This is a genomic window from Bradyrhizobium sp. USDA 3397 (genome assembly GCF_054060965.1).
The window spans coordinates 7,783,302-7,802,590 of sequence record NZ_JBSSDS010000001.1 but is presented as its reverse complement, the minus strand read 5'-3'; the positions used below and the strand labels follow the sequence as shown (position 1 = coordinate 7,802,590).

Annotated in this window: 17 protein-coding genes and 1 pseudogene; 10 read left to right on the top strand and 8 right to left on the bottom strand. The window is 65.1% G+C overall.

Going from position 1 to position 19,289, the window contains the following annotated elements:
• Nucleotides 1-59: 59 nt before the first annotated feature.
• Nucleotides 60-908, bottom strand: a complete 849-nt coding sequence (locus tag ACVWYQ_RS36310; protein ID WP_404542669.1) for a VOC family protein — start codon at nucleotides 906-908, stop codon at nucleotides 60-62.
• A 212-nt stretch (nucleotides 909-1,120) separates the two neighbouring features.
• On the opposite strand from ACVWYQ_RS36310, the gene ACVWYQ_RS36305 reads away from it, so the two are divergent.
• The gene (locus tag ACVWYQ_RS36305) at nucleotides 1,121-2,014 is read left to right on the top strand and encodes a sugar kinase (RefSeq protein WP_036043087.1); all 894 of its coding nucleotides are present in this window, start codon (nucleotides 1,121-1,123) and stop codon (nucleotides 2,012-2,014) included.
• Between the two features lie 6 nt (nucleotides 2,015-2,020).
• Entirely contained in the window at nucleotides 2,021-2,929 is a 909-nt protein-coding gene (locus tag ACVWYQ_RS36300; protein WP_404542671.1) for a ribokinase, read from the top strand.
• A gap of 157 nt (nucleotides 2,930-3,086) precedes the next feature.
• Here ACVWYQ_RS36300 and ACVWYQ_RS36295 read toward each other — a convergent pair whose 3' ends face one another.
• Nucleotides 3,087-4,304 carry an NAD(P)/FAD-dependent oxidoreductase gene (locus ACVWYQ_RS36295; protein WP_404542674.1) on the bottom strand — a complete coding sequence of 406 codons (1,218 nt, stop codon included), beginning with the start codon at nucleotides 4,302-4,304 and terminating at the stop codon, nucleotides 3,087-3,089.
• 226 nt (nucleotides 4,305-4,530) lie between these two features.
• Between ACVWYQ_RS36295 and ACVWYQ_RS36290 the strand changes: the two genes are divergently transcribed.
• The gene (locus tag ACVWYQ_RS36290) at nucleotides 4,531-5,325 is read left to right on the top strand and encodes an enoyl-CoA hydratase/isomerase family protein (RefSeq protein WP_275508941.1); all 795 of its coding nucleotides are present in this window, start codon (nucleotides 4,531-4,533) and stop codon (nucleotides 5,323-5,325) included.
• A gap of 12 nt (nucleotides 5,326-5,337) precedes the next feature.
• Here the strand turns inward: ACVWYQ_RS36290 and ACVWYQ_RS36285 are convergent, their stop codons facing one another.
• Nucleotides 5,338-7,050, bottom strand: coding sequence for an IlvD/Edd family dehydratase (locus ACVWYQ_RS36285; protein WP_456727060.1), 1,713 nt, complete (start codon nucleotides 7,048-7,050; stop codon nucleotides 5,338-5,340).
• A 360-nt stretch (nucleotides 7,051-7,410) separates the two neighbouring features.
• Here ACVWYQ_RS36285 and ACVWYQ_RS36280 point away from each other — a divergent pair, with 360 nt between their 5' ends.
• On the top strand, nucleotides 7,411-8,382 hold the full coding sequence (locus tag ACVWYQ_RS36280) for a hypothetical protein (protein ID WP_456727059.1): 972 nt from the start codon (nucleotides 7,411-7,413) through the stop codon (nucleotides 8,380-8,382).
• Nucleotides 8,383-8,397: 15 nt separating this feature from the next.
• Here the strand turns inward: ACVWYQ_RS36280 and ACVWYQ_RS36275 are convergent, their stop codons facing one another.
• The gene (locus ACVWYQ_RS36275) at nucleotides 8,398-9,330 is read right to left on the bottom strand and encodes a LysR family transcriptional regulator (protein WP_456727058.1); all 933 of its coding nucleotides are present in this window, start codon (nucleotides 9,328-9,330) and stop codon (nucleotides 8,398-8,400) included.
• 105 nt (nucleotides 9,331-9,435) lie between these two features.
• Between ACVWYQ_RS36275 and ACVWYQ_RS36270 the strand changes: the two genes are divergently transcribed.
• The 5 genes and pseudogenes from ACVWYQ_RS36270 to ACVWYQ_RS36250 all read left to right on the top strand — a co-directional run bounded on the left by ACVWYQ_RS36270 (nucleotide 9,436) and on the right by ACVWYQ_RS36250 (nucleotide 12,210).
• Nucleotides 9,436-10,248 (top strand): SDR family NAD(P)-dependent oxidoreductase, encoded by an 813-nt coding sequence (locus ACVWYQ_RS36270; protein ID WP_275496679.1) that lies wholly within the window; start codon nucleotides 9,436-9,438, stop codon nucleotides 10,246-10,248.
• Between the two features lie 30 nt (nucleotides 10,249-10,278).
• Nucleotides 10,279-10,812, top strand: a complete 534-nt coding sequence (locus ACVWYQ_RS36265; RefSeq protein ID WP_456727057.1) for a YkgB family protein — start codon at nucleotides 10,279-10,281, stop codon at nucleotides 10,810-10,812.
• A 50-nt stretch (nucleotides 10,813-10,862) separates the two neighbouring features.
• A pseudogene (locus ACVWYQ_RS36260) lies at nucleotides 10,863-11,310 on the top strand (cupin domain-containing protein).
• Entirely contained in the window at nucleotides 11,303-11,755 is a 453-nt protein-coding gene (locus ACVWYQ_RS36255) for a carboxymuconolactone decarboxylase family protein (protein ID WP_456727056.1), read from the top strand. The pseudogene ACVWYQ_RS36260 and the gene ACVWYQ_RS36255 overlap by 8 nt, the downstream one beginning before the upstream one ends.
• 44 nt (nucleotides 11,756-11,799) lie before the next feature.
• On the top strand, nucleotides 11,800-12,210 hold the full coding sequence (locus tag ACVWYQ_RS36250; RefSeq protein WP_456727055.1) for a cupin domain-containing protein: 411 nt from the start codon (nucleotides 11,800-11,802) through the stop codon (nucleotides 12,208-12,210).
• Between the two features lie 7 nt (nucleotides 12,211-12,217).
• Here ACVWYQ_RS36250 and ACVWYQ_RS36245 read toward each other — a convergent pair whose 3' ends face one another.
• Complete coding sequence (locus ACVWYQ_RS36245; protein ID WP_225134138.1) at nucleotides 12,218-13,042, bottom strand: NAD-dependent epimerase/dehydratase family protein; 825 nt, start codon at nucleotides 13,040-13,042, stop codon at nucleotides 12,218-12,220.
• Between the two features lie 91 nt (nucleotides 13,043-13,133).
• On the opposite strand from ACVWYQ_RS36245, the gene ACVWYQ_RS36240 reads away from it, so the two are divergent.
• Nucleotides 13,134-14,111 carry an SMP-30/gluconolactonase/LRE family protein gene (locus ACVWYQ_RS36240; RefSeq protein WP_456727054.1) on the top strand — a complete coding sequence of 326 codons (978 nt, stop codon included), beginning with the start codon at nucleotides 13,134-13,136 and terminating at the stop codon, nucleotides 14,109-14,111.
• A 31-nt stretch (nucleotides 14,112-14,142) separates the two neighbouring features.
• Here ACVWYQ_RS36240 and bla read toward each other — a convergent pair whose 3' ends face one another.
• The 3 genes from bla to ACVWYQ_RS36225 all read right to left on the bottom strand — a co-directional run bounded on the left by bla (nucleotide 14,143) and on the right by ACVWYQ_RS36225 (nucleotide 19,217).
• Nucleotides 14,143-15,033 carry a subclass B3 metallo-beta-lactamase gene (gene bla / locus ACVWYQ_RS36235; RefSeq protein ID WP_456727053.1) on the bottom strand — a complete coding sequence of 297 codons (891 nt, stop codon included), beginning with the start codon at nucleotides 15,031-15,033 and terminating at the stop codon, nucleotides 14,143-14,145.
• Nucleotides 15,034-15,156: 123 nt separating this feature from the next.
• Nucleotides 15,157-16,587: an aldehyde dehydrogenase family protein gene (locus ACVWYQ_RS36230; RefSeq protein WP_157281048.1), complete on the bottom strand. Its 1,431-nt coding sequence runs from the start codon at nucleotides 16,585-16,587 to the stop codon at nucleotides 15,157-15,159.
• A gap of 266 nt (nucleotides 16,588-16,853) precedes the next feature.
• Nucleotides 16,854-19,217, bottom strand: coding sequence for a transketolase (locus tag ACVWYQ_RS36225; protein WP_404542693.1), 2,364 nt, complete (start codon nucleotides 19,215-19,217; stop codon nucleotides 16,854-16,856).
• Nucleotides 19,218-19,289: the final 72 nt, after the last annotated feature.

Here is a 19,289-nt window from a genome sequence, read left to right as displayed (position 1 = left end):
GAGTCAGTCGCGAAATGGATTCCGGGTTCGATGCTACGCATCGCCCCGGAATGACAGAATCAATCCACCGGCTTCGGCGAGCGCTCCAGCAGCACGGTCTGAATCCCGCAGGTGCCGCTCCGCACGGTCATGATGCGCGTGCCCGGCTTGCGGCCGGTGCGGACCTCTGAGACGTCGAGTCCGCTCGCGATCAGGCGGGCGCGGGTGGCGTCGATGTCGCTGACCCGCCAGCTCAGGCCCCAGAGCCGGTCATGCGCGGCATCGCCGCCCGCGACCGGGCGGCGCACCACCTCGACGATGAGGTCGCCGCAGCGGAAGAACATCAGCTGGCCCCAGTCCTGGTGCGAGCGGTCGAGCGCGAGATCAAGGCCGAGCCGGGCGCCGTAGAGCGCGGCGGCGCGCTCGGAATCCTCGGTGGTGACGACGACGTGGTCGAGCCCCTCGATCGGCCCGATGTCGGTCACGGCGGACTTCGGACGCTCGTCGGCCAGCTCCAGGAAGAACATGCGCACGCCGCGCGTCAGCTCGGTGGCGGCCCGCGTGCGCTTCCAGTGCAGCACGGCGTCGGTGCCGGCGTCGCTGCTCTCGACCTCCGCGACCGGGTCCGGCCTCAGGGCCACCCGCTCCAGCCGCCGGTGCATCTTGCCGATGTCGGCGACACGAAAGCACAGGCTGGCGAGCATGCCTTCCTGGTCGCCGAGCAGTGCGCGCATACGGTCGGCGGTGACGCTGAAGCCGTGAGGGGCCATCAGCTCGATGGTCATGTTGTCGAGGGTGAACAGCACCCGGTCGGCGCCCTCGCCCGAGTTCTGCCAGGCCGGCGCGCGGGCGAGCAGCGTCTGATAGGCCGCCTTGGCCGCACCGATATCGCTCACCAGAACGACGACGTGATCGAGGCCGGTGATCATTCTGCACCCTTTTTGTGGACCGGGAACCCCGGGAGCGAACGACGGCGTTTCTCCGGGCTTGGCATTGGCCTGTGATGGTCGTATTCTCGGACCATGCTGACCTCAAGCGCTTCGGGCGGCAGTTTTGCGAATAATTTCAGCGTCCCTCCGGAGCGGAACCGGTGCTAGAGTAATCTCGCCGGCCGGGACCACAAGCGCATCACGGACAAGCAATGCAGGCTCTCTTCATCGGACAGACCTATATCGACGTCGTCTTCATCACCGACCACATGCCGACCGGCGACGAGAAGCACGTGGCGCGCGACTACGCGGTCTCATTCGGCGGCAATGCGGTGACGGCGGCGTTCTGCTGCGCCAAGCTCGGCATCGTGCCGGACCTGATCGCGACCGCAGCCAATGACTGGCTGGGGCGCATGTTCCAGGATATGTGCGCGAAGTACGGCATCTCGCTGCATGGGCGCAAGGTCAACCAGTCCTCGCTCTCCTTCATCATGCCCAAGGACGGCAAGCGCGCCATCGTCCGCTGTCGCGACGACGAGCACATCCACCCCTTTCCGATGCTCAATCTCGGCGGCTGCCGCGCGCTGCACGTCGACGGCCACCAGCCGGATGCCGCCATCCACTACGCCAAGGTGTGCCGCGAGGCCGGCATCCTGACCTCGCTCGACGGCGGCGGCCTGCGCACCAACACCCATGAGCTGCTGGAATTCATCGACGTCGCCATCGTCGCCGAGCGCCTGTGCGAGCAGATGGACCTGACGCCGGAGAAGATGCTCGACTACCTCAAGGGCCGCGGCTGCAAGATCGGCGGCGTCACCATGGGCGAGAAGGGCCTGTTCTGGTACGACGAAACCGGGACGGTGCAGGTGATGCCGGCGATGCCGATCCCGCGCGAGCGCGTGATCGACACCAACGGCGCTGGCGACGTCTTCCACGGCGCCTATGTCTATTCCTACCTCGCCCATCCCGGCAAAAGCTGGCGCGAGCATTTCGATTTCGCCCGCGCCGCCTCGACCTTCAAGATCCAGCGCCTCGGCAACGAGGCCGGCTTGCCGACGCTGGTCGATATCGCCAAGGTCAGGCACGAGTTCGAGGTCAGGGTCTAGAAAAAGATGGGACGCGTCTTCGTTGCCGGCAGCATCAACATGGATGTGGTGGCGACGGCCGATCGCCATCCACGTGTCGGCGAGACCGTCGCCGGCCGCCAGGTGCTGTATTTCCCGGGCGGCAAGGGCGCGAACCAGGCTGTCGCGGCCTCGCGGTTAGGGGCGCGGACCACGCTGATCGGACGGCTGGGCAGGGATTCGTTCGGCACTGAACTGAAGGCCTTTCTCGGCGAGCAGGGCATCGACCTCGGCTACGTCGTCGAAACGGCCGAGGCGCACACCGGGACGGCCATCATCACGGTGGCCGAGGCCGACAACACCATCGTCGTCGTTCCCGGAGCCAACGGGCTGGTCGGCGCTGATGACGTCAAGGTCGTGCCGCTACTGAAGGGTGACGTCGCCGTCAGCCAGTTCGAGATTCCGCTGCCGGCCATCGCCGCCTTCTTCGACCGCGCCCGCGCGGCGGGGGCGGTGACCGTGCTGAACCCGGCGCCGGCGCAGAAGATGCCGGGCGAGCTGCTGGCGCTGGTTGACATCCTCGTCCTGAACGAGACCGAGCTCGGCTTTCTCGCAGGCAGCGAGCTGTCGGACGACGATGAGGCCGCGAAGATCATCGACGTCGCGCGAAAACTTCAGGCGCGGCAGGACCAAACCATCTGCGTCACGCTCGGCAAGCGCGGCGTGCTCGCGCTGGCCGGGCGCGAGGAAATCTCGGTTGCCGGCCGTGTGGTGAAGGCACTCGACACCACCGGCGCCGGCGACTGCTTCGTCGGCGCGCTCGCCGCGCAACTCGCGGACGGCGCAGCCTTGCGCGACTCGCTGAGATTCGCCAACGCCGCCGCCTCGATCAGCGTGCAGCGGATGGGCGCCGGACCGTCGATGCCGACGGCGGCCGAAGTGACGGCGGTGCTGTAGAGGCCTCTTCGCCTCTCCCCGCTTGCGGGGAGAGGTCGGAATTTTGCGAGAGCAAATTCCGGGTGAACTCTCCGCGAGTCCGACTGCCATCGTATGCGCGGAGAAAGCCCCTCACCCCGACCCTCTCCCCGTAAGAACGAGGAGAGGGAGAAGAACTTCACGCCAGCGCGCTCTTGAGGTCGAAGCTCTCGTCCGCGGCCTGCTCCGGCGTGATCGTGCGGTCCATGCTCTGCAAGCGGCGGCCGAACATGTGATCGCCGGCGCGGTTGATCGATTCGATGCCGAGCAGCTTGTCGCCGTGATAGCAGAACGCCGAAAACGCCTTCTTGGCGGGATCGCCGCGCAGCACGACGCGGTCGTAGCCCGTGGTGAGACCTGCGATCTGGAGCTTGTCGTCGCCCTGGTCGCTCCAGAACCAGGGATGGCTGTCGTACGGCTTCTTGTCGCCGGTCAGCTTTGCGGCGAGACAGCGGGCCTGGTCGGTGGCGTTCTGCACCGATTCCAGCCGCAGCGATCCGCCGAAGCGCGGGCTTGCGAACAGCGCGCAATCGCCGATGGCCGAAATGTTGGGATCAGCCGTCGACAGATATTCATCGACGATGATGCCGGCCGCGACCGGCAGCCCTGCCTCGGCCGCGAGTTCGATGTTCGGCAGCACGCCGACGCCGACCACGACGAGGTCGGCGGGCAGATGCCGCCCGTCGCTCAAGGACACGCCGGTGACCTTGCCGGCCTCGGCTTCGATCGCGGTGGCCTGCACGCCGAGATGGATACGGATGCCGGCTTCGCGATGCCGCGCCTGGAAATATTCGGAGACCTCCGCCGTCACCGCCCGCGCCATCACGCGCGGGGCGAGCTCGAGCACGTCGACCTCGAGGCCCTTGATGCGGGCGGTCGCGGCGAATTCGAGGCCGATGAAGCCGGCGCCGATGATCACGGCGCGCATCTTCGACGGCATGATCGCGCGCAGCGCCTCGCTGTCGTCGAGGATACGCAAATATTTCACGTCGGGCAGATTGGCATTGGGCAGATCGAGCAGGCGATTGCGCGCGCCGGTCGCCAGCACGAGGTGCCAATAGTCCAGCGTCTCGCCGGATGCGAGATGCACCTTACGCGCGGAGCGGTCGATCGAGGCGGCGCGGCCCGCGATCAGCTCGATGGTCTGGTCCTGGTAAAACTTCTCAGGCCGGAACATCAGGCTCTCCGGACCCGCGGAGCCCTTGATGTAGGCCTTGGACAGCGGCGGCCGCTGATAGGGCAGATGCGGCTCGTCATTGATCAGGCAGATGCGCTCGGCAAAGCCGGCCTGGCGCAGCGATGCCGCGATCTGGTAGCCGCCATGGCCGGCACCGACGATGATCACCGGGCCAGTCATCGGACAGCCCATTTCCGGAAGACACGAGCGTGACCCATGCCGCCTCCTCTCTCGCTGATTTTGTTTGCTGGCCTTGCGAGGAGCCGGCGCTCGTGTCCGTCCCTTGGCGAAAGCGGCTCCATTTGAGCCTATCGTTCCGCCCGGCGCAAGAGCGGTCGTTCGGGGATTGTCACCCCTGCCCTTCTGCGATTTAGTTCGAGCCTCGACCTCCTGCCGGAGAATCCAGATGACCGCTCCCGTCTCAAAGCCCGACGATCCCGCCCTGCTGCGGATCGACGGCCCGATCGCGACCATCACGCTGAACCGCCCTGCCGCGTTCAACGCAATCGACCTTGCGATTGCGCAGAAGCTCGAGCAGCTCGCGGCCTATCTCGAAGGCGCCGACGACATCCGCGTCGTCGTGCTCGAGGGTGAAGGCCGCGCGTTCTGCGCCGGCGGTGATCTGCAGACGATCGGGGCCGCCGCCGAAGCCGGCACGGTGACGCCCGTCGTCGGCGAGCTATTGAAGCACTATCACGCCTTCATCGAGATCATCAGGCGCATGCCGAAGATCTCGCTGTCGAGCGTGCACGGCTCGGCCGCCGGCGCCGGCATGGGCCTCGCCTTCGTCACCGACCTCTGCATCGCCGCTGACGACGCCAAGTTCACGCCGGCTTATGCCAAGATCGGGGTGTCGCCGGACGGTGGCTCGACGGTTGGCATCGTCGGCACGGTCGGCTCGCGCCGGGCGCTGCAGATCTTTCTGTCCGAGGACAATTTTACCGCGCAGCAGGCCTATGAATGGGGCCTGGTCGCGAAGGTCGCTCCTGCCGCCGAGCTGAAGACCGCGACGCGAAAACTTGCCGAGCGTCTCGCGCAGAACCCGCCGGCTTCGATCGCCGGCACCAAGCAGCTGGTCTATCAAGCGGCGACCACGCCGGTGAAGCAGCAGCTCGATGCCGAGGAGCACAAGATCATCATGGCGATGAACACGGAAGCGTTCCGCACCGCCGTGAAGAAGTTCACGAGCAAGAGCAAGTAGCGAGGCGGTGGCTCAGCCCTTCGCGGGGCCCGTCCTCTGCATGAAGTCAAAATCGCAGCCCTCGTCGGCCTGCAGGATGGTCTCGTTGAACAGCCAGGCGTAGCCCCGCCGTGCCTCCTCCGGCGCGGCCACCGGCTTCAACGCAGCGCGGCGCCGCTCCAGCTCGGCGGCGTCAATCAAGAGCTCGATGCTGCGCTTGGCCACGTCGAGGCGGATCATGTCGCCGTTCTCAACCAGCGCCAGCGGTCCGCCGACGGCGGATTCCGGGGTGATGTGCAGCACGATGGTGCCGAACGCGGTGCCGCTCATGCGCGCATCCGAGATGCGCACCATGTCCTTGGTGCCGCCGCGCGCGAGCTTCTTCGGGATCGGCAGATAACCGGCTTCCGGCATGCCCGGCGCGCCCTTCGGGCCGGCGTTGCGCAGCACCAGCACGTCCTCTGCCGTGACGTCGAGATCGGGATCGTCGACCCGCAAGGTCATGTCCTCGACGGATTCGAACACGACGGCGCGCCCGGTGTGCTGCAGCAGCTTCGGGCTCGCGGCCGATTGCTTGATGACCGCGCCGCGCGGGGCGAGATTGCCGTGCAGGATCGCGAGGCCGCCCTCCTTCTTGATCGGATTGTCGCGCGAGCGGATGGCATCCTGGCCCGGCACGTCCTCCGCATTCGCCGCGATCTCACGCAGCGTCTGGCCGCTGATGGTCCTGGCATCGAGATCGACGAGATCGCCGAGCTGCGCCAGCAATTTCGGCACCCCGCCGGCGTGGTGGAAGTGCTCCATATAGTGCTCGCCGGATGGCTTGAGATCGACCAGCACCGGCACCTCGCGGCCGATCTGGTCGAACGCTGCGAGGTCGAGCCGGTGCGGCGAGCGATGCGCCATCGCGGTCAGATGGATCAAGCCGTTGGTCGAGCCGCCGATCGCCTGCAGCACGACTTGCGCGTTCTTGAATGAGGCCGGCGTCAACACGTCGCTCGGCTTCGGACCCTTGGTCTTGGCCATCTCCGCGGCAACCTTGCCGCTGGCCTCGGCGAGACGGAAGCGCTCGGCATGAGGCGCAGGAATCGTCGCGCTCATCGGGAGCGACAGGCCCATCGCCTCGATCATGCAGGCCATGGTCGAGGCCGTGCCCATCACCATGCAGGTGCCGACCGATGGCGCCAACCGGCCGTTCACCGCTTCGATCTCGGCATCATCCATGTCGCCGGCGCGATATTTCGCCCAGAGACGTCGGCAATCGGTGCAGGCCCCCAGCACCTCGCCCTTGTGATGACCGACCACCATCGGCCCGACGGGGATGACCACAGTCGGCAGGTCGGCGCTGATCGCGGCCATCACCTGCGCCGGCAGCGTCTTGTCGCAGCCGCCGATCACGATCACCGCATCCATCGGCTGGGCGCGGATCATCTCCTCGGTGTCCATCGCCATCAGATTGCGCAGGTACATCGAGGTCGGATGCGCAAAGCTCTCGGCGATCGAGATGGTCGGGAACACGAACGGCATCGCGCCCGACAGCATCACACCGCGCTTGGCGGCTTCGATGATCTGCGGGACGTTGCCGTGGCAGGGATTGTAATCGCTATAGGTGTTGGTGATGCCGACGATCGGGCGCTCCAGCGCGTCGTCAGAATAGCCCATGGCCTTGATGAACGCCTTGCGCAGGAACAGCGAGAAACCGGCATCGCCATAGCTCGTCAGACCCTTGCGCAAGCCACTCGTCATCAGGGCGCTCCCTTCAGCTTTTGTCGTGGTGGTAAGGCCAGCCCCCTGATTGTCAATAACTCGACTTGCAGGCCTGACGCTTGGTTTTCGGGGCGGTCCCGAGCATCGCACGGCCTTGCCGCACGCGACGGCGCCCGACGCGCACGGAATCTCCCGCTTCCAACTCTGCGGCGCGGACGTCTCCGGCCCGCCAGCCCGCCGTAGCTCCATTGAACGCAACTAAGAATGATTAGCAAGTAGTTGCACGGCCGGTCATTCTGTGGAATCTTTGTTGCGAATGACTTGCAATCTCAGGGGCTGCGCGTGAACCAAGCTCCTTGCTCGATTAGTGCCCTTGGTTCGCGTGGGTTGGTGGATGTCGTGCTGAGAAAGTCGAACTTCCGGGGCGCAACAGCGGCTGCAATTGTCGTCGCCGGTCATCTGGCGAGTTGCGTCTCCGCCTCTGCCGACGACGGTCCACGCGGCCTCGCCTATGCCTGGGCTGGCTCCGCACCGGCCCCCGGCGTCAGCAAGCTGACGGGAGGTTTGCCGTCGGCTCATTCGGAGATCGACACCGAGCACATCTTCGGTTTCAGCATGGGCTCCGACATCGGCAAGCCCGGCGAAATGGAGATCGAGTTCGAGAATGTCGGCGCGTTCGGCAAGCGCTCCGGCACTTACGCAGCCTGGGCCAATCTCAATCAGGTCAAATACACGGTCTCGGACAACTTCCGGATAGCACCCGGATTTGCACTGACCGGACAGCACATCAGGGGCGTTCCGGGTCTTGCCGATCATCGCGACCTCGCTTTCGGCGGCGTCGCGCTCGAACTGCGCTACAAGCTGATCGATCGTGCCGTCGCGCCATTCGGGTTGACACTCCACGCCCAGCCCGGCTGGAGCCGGATCGACGACGCCAGCGGCATGCATATCGCGCAATATGGCGCAGAGTTTGCCGCGCTGTTCGACAGCGAGTTGGTCAAGGACAGGCTGTTCGCCGCCTTCAACGTCTGGTACGGGACCGGCGGAACCCGCGAGATCTCGACCAATCTTTGGCGACACGATTCCGAGATGCAGCTACAGGCTGCGATCTCGTACGCAGTGCAGCCCGACCTCGTGTTTGGCCTCGGCGTACGCTACGCGCGGGCCTATGACGGCGGCGGCCTCGATCGCTTTTTGGGAGACGCCGTCTTTGCTGGCCCAACCTTTTCCTACAACATCTCGAAGGAGGTCGGCATCTCCGGCACCTGGCAGATGCAGGTTGCCGGCCAGGCGATCGGCGACGTTCGCAGCCTCAACCTCGATCAGTTCGAGCGGCACCAGGCGCTGTTGCGGCTCAACCTGCATTTCTGATATGCGGGCCCGCAGTTACGCCCGCGGCCTCCGCGGCGCAACGTTTCCGGGACTGTCGGCCAAGCGCGCCCTCAGGCGCGGCCCTGCGAAGTCGAGAAACGCGCGCAGCTTCGCCGGCATGAAGCGGTTGGGCGAATAGACGAAGCTGACCGGCTGCGGCGGCGGTTGATAGTCCTGCAGGAGCGCAACGAGCTCTCCAGACCTCAGCGCATCCGATGCCAGGTAGGAGAACACGACGGTGATCCCGATGCCTGCGCGCGCGGCATCGATGGCCGATTCCAGATTGCTCGCAATGAAGCGCGACCGAACCGGCACTGCATACTCGGTCTGCCCTCGTTTGAATCTCCACGTGCCCGGCGATTGAAGCGGAGGATAGCTGATGCAGTCGTGGGCGGAGACATCATCGGGAGCCTTCGGCGTTCCCCGTAGCTTCAGATAGGACGGGCTGGCGCAGGCGACGCGGTGAATTTCCCCCACGCGCACGGCGATCAGGCCGCTGTCGGCGAGATCGCCGACACGAAGCGCGACGTCAATGTTCTCGTCCAGAAGGTTGAGCGTCCGGTCCTGCAAGATGAGCTGAACATCCACTTCCGGAAATGCCGCAAGGAACTCGGCAAGGATCGGCTGCAAGCATAGCCGACCGAGCGCGACCAGCGTCGTGATGCTGAGATCGCCACGCGGCGTGGTGTATTCGCCGGAGGCAACGCGCTCGGCTTCGGTGAGATCGGCGAGAATTCGCTTGGCCGCGGCGATGTAAGAGCGACCGGCGTCCGTTGGGACGAGCGCGCGGCTCGAGCGATGAAACAGCTTGGTCTGGAGGTGCTCCTCGAGCTCCGAAACCTTCCGGCTCACCGTTGCCAACGGCATTTTCTGACGGCGCGCGGCAGCAGACAGGCTGCCCGCCTCCGCCACCGCCAAGACCACCGACATGCTTTCGAGACGATCCATGGGACACTTCCATATTCTGGAAGGAAAGATCCCGATTTTGCCAGATACCCACCATTTCCGGAAGTGCCTATTCCTCTCCGCACCCAAACCGAAGGAGAGACGAAAATGACCCAGACCAGAAAAGGCACTGCCCTCATCACCGGAGCTTCGACCGGAATCGGCGCGATCTACGCCGATCGCCTGGCGAAGCGCGGCCACGACCTCATCCTCGTTGCGCGCAACAGGCAGCGGCTCGCATCGCTCGCGCGCAGGCTCGGCAACGAAACTGGCCGCAAGGTGGAAACGGTGGAAGCCGATCTCACATCCCCTGCCGACCTCCGCCGCGTCGAGCAACTCATCAGAACCAACGGCGACATTTCGGTGCTGGTCAACAACGCCGGCGTCGGCGCCTCGGCCCCGCTGATCGATTCCGACATCGACAAGATGGAGGACATGATCCGTCTCAACGTCGGTGCACTGACGCGCCTGACCTACGCAGCGGTGCCCGGATTCATCGCCCGCGGCCACGGCACGATCATCAACATCGCTTCCATCGTCGCGATCGCGCCGGAGCTGCTCAACGGCGTCTACGGCGGCTCGAAAGCTTTCGTGCTCGCATTCACCCAGTCACTCGTTCACGAGCTCGCCGGGAAGGGCATCCGCATTCAGGCCGTGCTGCCGGGCGCCACTGCGACGGAGTTTTGGGACATCGCGGGCACGCCGGTTCACCAGCTGCCGGCAGAGATCGTCATGTCGGCCGACGACCTGGTCGACGCCGCCCTCGCCGGTCTCGACCTCGGCGAAGTCGTGACGATCCCGGCGCTGGCCGACAAGTCGGAGTGGGATCGCCACGAGAGCGCGCGGCTTGCCATGACGAACAAGCTCTCGAGCACCATTCCCGCCCCTCGCTACAACCTGCACACGCACGTGAGTGCGTGAGCGAACAACCGGCATCAAACGGAGATCACCATGTCACGCATCATCAGCCATGCGTCCACCTCAACCATCGCCCTGCGCCGCACGATCAGTTGGCGCGAACAGTCTGAACGCATGCTTGCTTACGCCGAACCGATCAGCCGAATCGGTCTCTACGCGTCGCTCGCAATCATCTACGCCTGGTTCGGCGGCATGAAATTCACCGATTACGAAGCACAGGGGCTGGTGCCCCTGGTCGAGAACAGCCCGCTGCTGCGATGGTTCTACACGCTGTTCTCGGTCCGCGGCTTCTCGACCTTTCTCGGTTTCGTCGAACTCAGCATCGGGGTTCTGATCGCGCTCCGCCTGTCCAGCCCGATCTACTCCGCGGCCGGCGGCCTGTTGTCGGCCGGGCTGTTCGTCACCACGCTGAGCTTCATGATCTCGACGCCCGGCGTCGTCGTGCCGGAGCTCGGGGCCCCCGCGATCACGGTCGCTCCGGGACAGTTCCTGCTGAAGGACGTCGGCCTGCTCGCCGCTTCCTTCTGGGTGTTCACGGACTCGCTGAAGGCCGCCATCCGCAGGTGAACAAAGGCACCACAGCACAACAGACACGAACTCTAAACAGGAGATCCTCCATGAAAGTGCCATCCATTCTCGCTGCGGCTTGCGTTGCCATTTCCATTGCGAGTGCGGCGCCCAGCGCCGCCCACGGCATCGGCGAAACGGTCACGCCCCATTTCGAGCAATCGATCCCCAACATCCCGGGCAAGTCACTTGTGGCCCTGGTTGTGAACTATGAACCCGGCGGAAGATCGCCTTCGCACATCCACGCAAAGTCGGCCTTCATCCTTTGGTTACGTGCTGTCAGGCGCAATCGAGTCACAGGTGAACGATGGACCTAGGCGGGTCTATCGCGCCGGCGAGAGCTTTTACGAGCCGCCGGGCTCCAAGCATCCTGTCAGCCGCAATGCGAGCCGGTCCGAGCCCGCAAGCCTGCTCGCAGTATTCGTCGTCGACAGCGGCGAGAAGGAACTGACCACTGCCGTCCAGCAGAAACACCATCAAGGAGAGAAACATGAGTAAGCGTCTCGACTACAACCAGATCGCTCCGGCCGGCATCAAGGCGCTCGGCGGCGTCTACGGGTACGTCCTGCAGAGCCGGCTTTCCGCCACGCTGATCGAGCTGGTCTATCTGCGGATCTCTCAAATCAACAATTGCGCCTACTGCCTGGACATGCACACCCGCGACCTGCTCAAGAAGGGAGAGAAGGTCGAGAAGATCGCGCTGCTGCAGGCATGGCGCGAGGCCGGCAATCTCTTCGACGGACGCGAGCAGGCCGCGCTGGCCTGGGCAGAGACGGTGACGCGGGTTGCCGAGACGGGCGTGCCGGACGAGGCATACCAGGCCGCAAGGGTCGTGTTCGAGGAGCGCGAGCTCGTCGACCTCACGATCGCGATCAGCCTGATGAACGCCTACAACCGCATGGCCATCAGCTTTCGCGCAACGCCGGCGGCTGCCGCCGGCTGATGCGCTCCGCGACAACATCCTGCACAACTCGAAAGGACATTCACATGACGAAACGTTGGATCGTGGTTGCGGCGGCGCTGATCGCCGCAACCAGCCTGGCGTCGCTCTCGGCACGATCCGAAGAGCCACGACTGGGAGACATCAAGCGCACACAGCTCATGAAGGAACCACTGAGTGCCCCCGGGCGCGAGGTCGTCCAGGTCCGCGTCGACTTTCCTCCGGGCGTCGTTGCCGTCAGGCACAGTCACCCGGGCGAAGAGCTCGTCTATCTGATCGAAGGCGAGCTGGAATATCGGCTCGACGGAAGGCCGCCGCTGATCCTGAAGGCCGGCGACGTGCTTCTCATTCCTCACGGAGTGCATCATGCGGTGAAGAATGTGGGCAGCGGCAATGCCGCGGAGCTTGCGACCTACATCGTCGAGACGGGCAAGCCGCTGTTGACGCTCGGCCGGTGACCGATCTCTACCGCTTATTCCAGTCGATCACACGACCCGGATCAGCGTCGAACTCCATGCTGCAGAACGTGCCGCCCTGGAAATAATCGCCAACCGGATCCGGCTTCAGCTTGGCCTGCTCGGCCATGGCGTGCTCGCGGAAATCTTCGGCGCGGCCTGTCGGGCGATAGCCGAATTCGTAGGCGCGGTGGTTGTCCCACCAGGCGCGCTCGTTGAAGGAGGCGCCGTAGAAGATCTCGAAATGGATGTCGGGGTGCTCGAGCCCGATGCGGCAGAGCTGCACGAGGTCATCGGGCTTGAGCCAGATCGAGAGCCGGCGCTTGTCCAGCGGCATGTCGCCGAAATTGCCGATGCGCAGGCAGGTCACCTTCATCCCGTGCTTGTCGGCGTAGAGCGCGCCAACGGCCTCGCCGAACACCTTGCTGACGCCATAGCGGCCGTCGGGGCGCGGGGTGACGTCGGTGCCGATCTTGTGGTGGCGCGGATAGAAGCCGACGGCGTGGTTCGACGAGGCGAACACCACGCGCTTGACGCCCTTGCGGTACGCCGCCTCGAACAGATTGTAGCCGCCGATGATGTTGGCCTGGAGGATCTGATCCCAGGTGCCTTCGACCGAATAACCGCCGAAATGCAGGATGCCGTCGACGCCCTCGCAGATCGCCTCGCATTGCGCGAGGTCGGCGAGGTCCGCGGCCTTGAATTTTTCATCGGGGCCGAGATCAGCCGGCGGCTTGATGTCGGACAGTAGGAGATCCGGGTAGATCGGCGGCAACAGCTTCCGCAGGCTCGTGCCGATCCCGCCCGAAGCTCCCGTCATCAGAATACGCGGCATGTTCGTCCCTCGCCGTTGGTGACCGAATTTGCGATCACGTGTCTCTAATGATAGCAGGATTGTCCAGAGGGAACGAAACGAGAGAACCGGCATGAATGAGGCATCGTCCCACACGGAGGAACGGCCAGGCTGGCGGCCGGCGACCCATTACCCCGATCCCGCGATCAAAGCGCTCGATCCCCGCTTCGAAAAATACTGGCTGAAGCTTTCGGCGGTGGAGCGGCTGGCGACCGGCCTGCGCTGGGCCGAGGGGCCGGTGTGGTTCGGCGATGGGCGCTATCTCCTGTGCAGCGACATCCCGAACCAGCGCATCCTCAAATGGGAGGAGGAGACCGGTGCCGTCAGTGTGTTCCGCAAGCCCTCGAATTTTGCCAACGGCAACACGCGCGACCGGCAGGGCCGGCTGATCACCTGCGAGCACGGCGGCCGGCGCGTGGTGCGCACCGAGTATGACGGCAGCATCACCGTGCTGATGGATCAATTCAACGGCAAGCGGTTGAACTCGCCGAACGATGTCGTTGTTAAATCGGACGGCTCGATCTGGTTCACCGATCCGACCTTCGGCCTGCTCGGCAATTACGAGGGCTACAAGGCGGAACCCGAGATCGATCCGAACGTCTATCGGCTCGATCCCGAGACCGGCAAGGCGACCATCGTCGCCGAAGGCGTGCTCGGACCGAACGGGCTGTGCTTCTCGCCGGACGAGAAGATCCTCTATGTCGTGGAATCGCGGGGCGTTCCGAACCGCAAGATCCTCGCCTATGACGTTTCGCCCGAGGGCACCACGATCTCGAACAAGCGCGTCCATATCGATGCCGGCCCGGGCACGCCCGACGGCATGCGCTGCGACATCGACGGCAATCTCTGGTGCGGCTGGGGCATGGGCGATCCCGAGCTCGACGGCGTGGTGGTGTTCGCACCCGACGGCGTCATGATCGGCCGCATCGCCCTGCCCGAGCGCTGCGCCAATGTCTGCTTCGGCGGCGTCAAGCGCAACCGCCTGTTCATGGCCGCGAGCCAGTCGATCTACGCGCTGTATGTGAACACGCAGGGTGCGGTGGGGGGATAGGCTCCACAGCGCGCCCAACCACCGACCGCCTCTACCCCTTCTTCTCCTGTACCGCCGCGGTCTGCTTGACGAGCGCGTCTTCGAACGCCTTTTCCAGCGATGCCGCATAGACCTTGAACTCGCCCGGGTCGACGAACGGATTGGGCCCGCCGCCGGCGAGCTTGGCGCGCTTCTCGGCCATCTTGTACATCTCGGGATGGGGAGCCAGCAGGATGTCGACCTTCATGTCCTTGGCACGCGCAAAGGTCTTGCGATAGTCGTCGACGATGCCGGCATAGGTCGGGCTGCCGACAAGCCGGTTCAGCGCGACGGTGCCGCTGCAGAAGATCAACACCGAGCGTGTTGCATCGCCATCCTTCACCGAGAAGGCCCAGCTGGTGCAGCCCGGCGAATGGCCGGGCGTCTCGCGCGCCGTTAGCGTGACGCTGCCGACCGCGACGGTGTCGCCCTCACGCACCGTGCGGTCGACTTTCACCGGCGGAAAGTCGAGCGCCTTCTCCTCCTGCGCACCCGGATAATAGCCGCCTTCGAGCAACGGCTTGTCGGCCTCGCCCGCGACCATCTGCGCGCCGCTCGCCTGCTTCAATTCGGCGAAGCCGCCGGTGTGGTCGATATGGGCGTGGGTGTTGAGGAGATATTTGATGTCGCTGATCTTGAAGCCGAGCTTCTCGATGCTCGTCCTGATCTGCGACGTCGATTCCGGCATCACGGTATCGACCAGAATATGCCCCTGTGGCGACGTGATCAGGTAGGACGCGAGGCCGTTAGTGCCGACATAGTAGACGTTGTCGACGATCTTGAACGGCTCGGTCGGTTCGTTCCATTTCGCCCTGAGCGTGTTGAGCAGATCCTTCACCGTCTGGGCCTGCGCAGCGCCTGACAGCGTCAGCAGCGCAACGAATGCGATGATCAGTTTTCTCACGTTCCGTCCCTTTGCTTTTATTGATTTGACGGGCTGTTGTCGCCGTGAAGCGGCTGGTCTCACAGCAAAGATGCCGGCTTCCCTGGAAGCCGGCATCCCCTCGCGGCGCAAGCGCCGTATGAACTACGCCGCGTTGAAGCCGGCGACCGCCTTCACTTCGAGGAAGTCCTCGAGGCCGAACTTGCCCCACTCGCGGCCGTTACCGGACTGCTTGTAGCCGCCGAACGGCGCGGTGCGGTCGTTGGGTACGCCCTGCAGGTTGACATTGCCGGCGCGGATCTGGCGGCCGACGCGCTTGGCGTCCTCGACCGTCGGGCCGGTGACGTAACCGGCGAGGCCATACGGCGTATCGTTGGCGATCTTGACCGCGTCGGCTTCGTCCTTGGCGCCGATGATGGTCAGCACCGGCCCGAAGATCTCCTCGCGCGCGATCGTCATGTCAGGGGTGACGTCGGCGAAGATGGTCGGGCGGACATAGAAGCCCTTGTTGACGCCTTCGGGCAGGCCCGGGCCGCCGGCGACGAGCGTTGCGCCCTCGTCGATGCCCTTCTTGATCAGCCCCTGGATCTTGTCCCACTGACCGCGATTGACCACCGGGCCGATGGTGGTGCCTTCGGCGCGGGGATCACCGGCCTTGGTCTTGTCGGCGACGGCCTTCGCGATCGCGGCGACTTCCTTCATCTTCGACAGCGGCACGATCATGCGCGAGGGCGCGTTGCAGGACTGACCGGAATTGTTGAACATGTGCATCACGCCGCCGGTCACCGCCTTCGTGAGGTCGGCGCCTTCGAGGATGACGTTCGGCGACTTGCCGCCAAGCTCCTGGCTGACGCGCTTGACGGTCGGCGCTGCGCGCTTCGCAACGTCGATGCCGGCGCGGGTCGAGCCGGTGAATGAGATCATGTCGATGTCGGGGTGCTCGCTCATGGCGGCGCCGACCTCGGGGCCGAGGCCGTTGACGAGGTTGAACACGCCCTTGGGCACGCCAGCTTCATGCAGGATCTCCGCGAAGATCAGCGCAGAGGTCGGCGTGAACTCGCTGGGCTTCAGGATCATGGTGCAGCCGGCGGCGAGCGCGGGCGCGACCTTGCAGGCGATCTGGTTCAGCGGCCAGTTCCAGGGCGTGATCATGCCGACCACGCCGATCGGCTCGCGCAGCACCATGGCGGTGCCGACCGGCTCCTCGAAATGGTAGTTCTTGAGCACGTCGAGCGTGGTCATGAGATGGCCGAGGCCGGCGCCGGCCTGCAGCTTCTCCGCCATCGGCAGCGGCGCGCCCATCTCGTCGGAGACGGCGGCGCCGATCTCCTTGAGGCGGCCCTTGTAGATCTCGATGATCTTGCCGAGCAGCGCGACGCGCTCCTCGCGGCTGGTCTGGGAGAAGGTCTCGAAAGCGCGCTTGGCGGCGGCGACCGCCTTGTCGACATCGGCCTTGGAGCCGAGCGCAACCTCGTACATCGCCTCTTCCGTCGCCGGATTGATCACGGCGGTGGACTTCTTGACGGCGGGATCGACCCAGGCGCCGTCGATGTAGAATTGCATGCGATTGACCATCGTTAACCTCTTCTTGGGGGCTTGGAGGGGGCGTTTCGGCAGGCATCCTTGCACGAAAGCGCCGGCAATTGAACCCGCCATATGCGGGGCCAGCGTTGCGGCGGACGGAGGTTATATGAGCCGGTGGCGGGAACGTGGCAAGGCACTCTCAGCCGTCATTCCGGGGCGCGCGGAGCGCGAGCCCGGAATCCATACTCCCGATCGTGGTTATGGATTCCGGGCTCGACGCTGCGCGTCGCCCCGGAATGACGAGGGAGTTACCTCCACTACACCGCCATCTTCCGGTGCAGCACCGGCGCGCCGGTGGTGAGGCTTTCGGCCGCATCGATGATCGCGTTCGCATCGATGCCGTAGTGCCGATAAAGGTCCGCGATGCTGCCGGTCTGGCCGAACTGCTCGACGCCGAGCGCCTCGGCACGGTGGCCGCGGACGCTGCCGAGCCAACCGAGCGCAGACGGATGGCCGTCGATCACGGTCACGATGCCGCAGTCGCGCGGCAGCGGCGCCAGGAGCTTTTCGATGTGGCTGAGATGCTGCACGCCGCGGCGGTCGCGCCGCAATTTCCGCGCGGCGGTCCACCCCGCATGGAGACGATCGGCCGAGGTGATCGCGAGCAGCCCGACGTCGCGGCGGCTCTCGCCGATGAAGCCGGTCGCCTCGATCGCCTCAGGCGCGACCGCGCCGGTATAGGCGATCACGACCTCGGCATTCGGCCCCGGCTTGCGCAGCCAATAGGCGCCGTCGGTGATGCCCTGTCGCAGCTCCGGTGTCATGATCCGCTGCGCCTGCTCGATTGAGCGCGTCGAGAGCCGCAAATAGACCGAGCCGCCCTCGCCTGGATCGCGCTGCATGTGCTCGAAGCCGAAAGCCATGATCACGGCGAGCTCGTCGACGAAGGCCGGCTCGAACGAGGCGAGGCCGTCTTGCGCCATGCCGATCAAGGGCGTTGCGATCGACTGATGCGCGCCGCCTTCGGGCGCGAGCGTGATACCCGACGGCGTCGCCGCCACCATGAAGCGGGCGTCCTGGTAGCAGGCGTAGTTCAGCGCATCGAGGCCGCGCTCGATGAAGGGATCGTAGAGCGTGCCGACCGGCAAGAGCCGCTCGCCGTTGATCTGGTGCGACAGGCCGAGCGCCGAGAGCATGATGAACAGGTTCATCTCGGCGATGCCGAGCTCCAGATGCTGGCCCTTTGGCGAAGCGTCCCAATTGTAGGTCGAAGGAATTTTCTCGCTGCGGAATAAGTCCGCCTTCTCGGCCCGCGCGAACAGGCCGCGGCGATTGACCCAGGGGCCGAGATTGGTGGAGACGGTGACGTCCGGCGAGGTCGTGACGATGCGCCTGGCGAGCTCGCTGTCGCTGCGCGCGATCTCGTTCAGCACGAGGCCAAAGCCCTGCTGGGTCGACATCTGCGGCGACGGCTTGAAGGCGAGCTGTTGCGCCACCTCGACGACGGGCGCCGTGAGCCGGCGGCCATCCTGGTTGAACGGCACCCGCGCGAGGAAGGCCTCGAGCTCGGCTGCATCCTGCGACAGCCCTTCGAACTTGTCCCATTCGTGGCCGGGCCGGATGTTCTGGCTCTCGCGATACTTCTCCATCTGCGCAACAGTCATCAGACCGGCGTGGTTGTCCTTGTGGCCCTGGAACGGCAGGCCGACGCCCTTGATGGTGTAGGCGATGAAGCAGACCGGGCGGTCGTGATCGATCGCGTCGAACGCCTCCAGCATGCTCGCCATGTCGTGGCCGCCGAGATTCGACATCAGCGCCAAGAGCTCCTCGTCGCTGCGCTTGTCGATCAGTCTTGTGATCGGGCCCTGGTCGCCGATCTCATCATGGAGGTGCTTGCGGAAGGCTGCGCCGCCCTGGAAGCACAGCGCCGCATAGAGCGCGTTCGGGCAATTGTCGATCCAGCGCTTCAGCGCCTCGCCGCCGGGCTCGGCGAAGGCCTCGCGCATCAGTCGGCCGTATTTCACGATGACGACGTCCCAGCCGAAATTGCGGAACATGGTCTCGAACTTTTCCCAGAGACCTTCGCGCACGACGGCATCGAGCGACTGCCTGTTGTAGTCGACCACCCACCAGGTGTTGCGCAGGCCGTGCTTCCAGCCCTCCGCGAGCGCTTCGAAGATGTTGCCTTCGTCCATCTCGGCATCGCCGACGAGGGCGATCATCCGCCCCTCGCGGCGGTCCTTCATCCAGCCGTGCGCCTTGACGTAGTCCTGCACCAGCGAGGAGAACAGCGTCTGCGCGACGCCGAGGCCGACCGAGCCGGTGGAGAAGTCGACGTCGTCGACGTCCTTGGTGCGCGAGGGATAGGACTGCGCGCCCTTGAAGCCGCGAAAATTCTCCAGCTTCTCGCGGCTCTGCCGGCCGAACAAATACTGGATGGCGTGGAACACCGGGCTCGCATGCGGCTTCACCGCGACGCGGTCCTCAGGGCGCAGCACGTGGAAGTACAGCGCCGACATGATGGTGGCGAGCGAGGCGGACGAGGCCTGGTGGCCGCCGACCTTGAGGCCATCCGCATTGGAGCGGATGTGGTTGGCGTGGTGGATGGTCCAGGACGACAGCCACAGCGCCTTGCGGCTGAGGGCGGTCAGGATTTCGAGACGGGCGGGGTCAACGGGCATGGCGATGCTCCGGGAAATATGCACCGATCATACGCCTGCGCGGTGCGTCAAACTTCTCAATTTTTCGCGCCG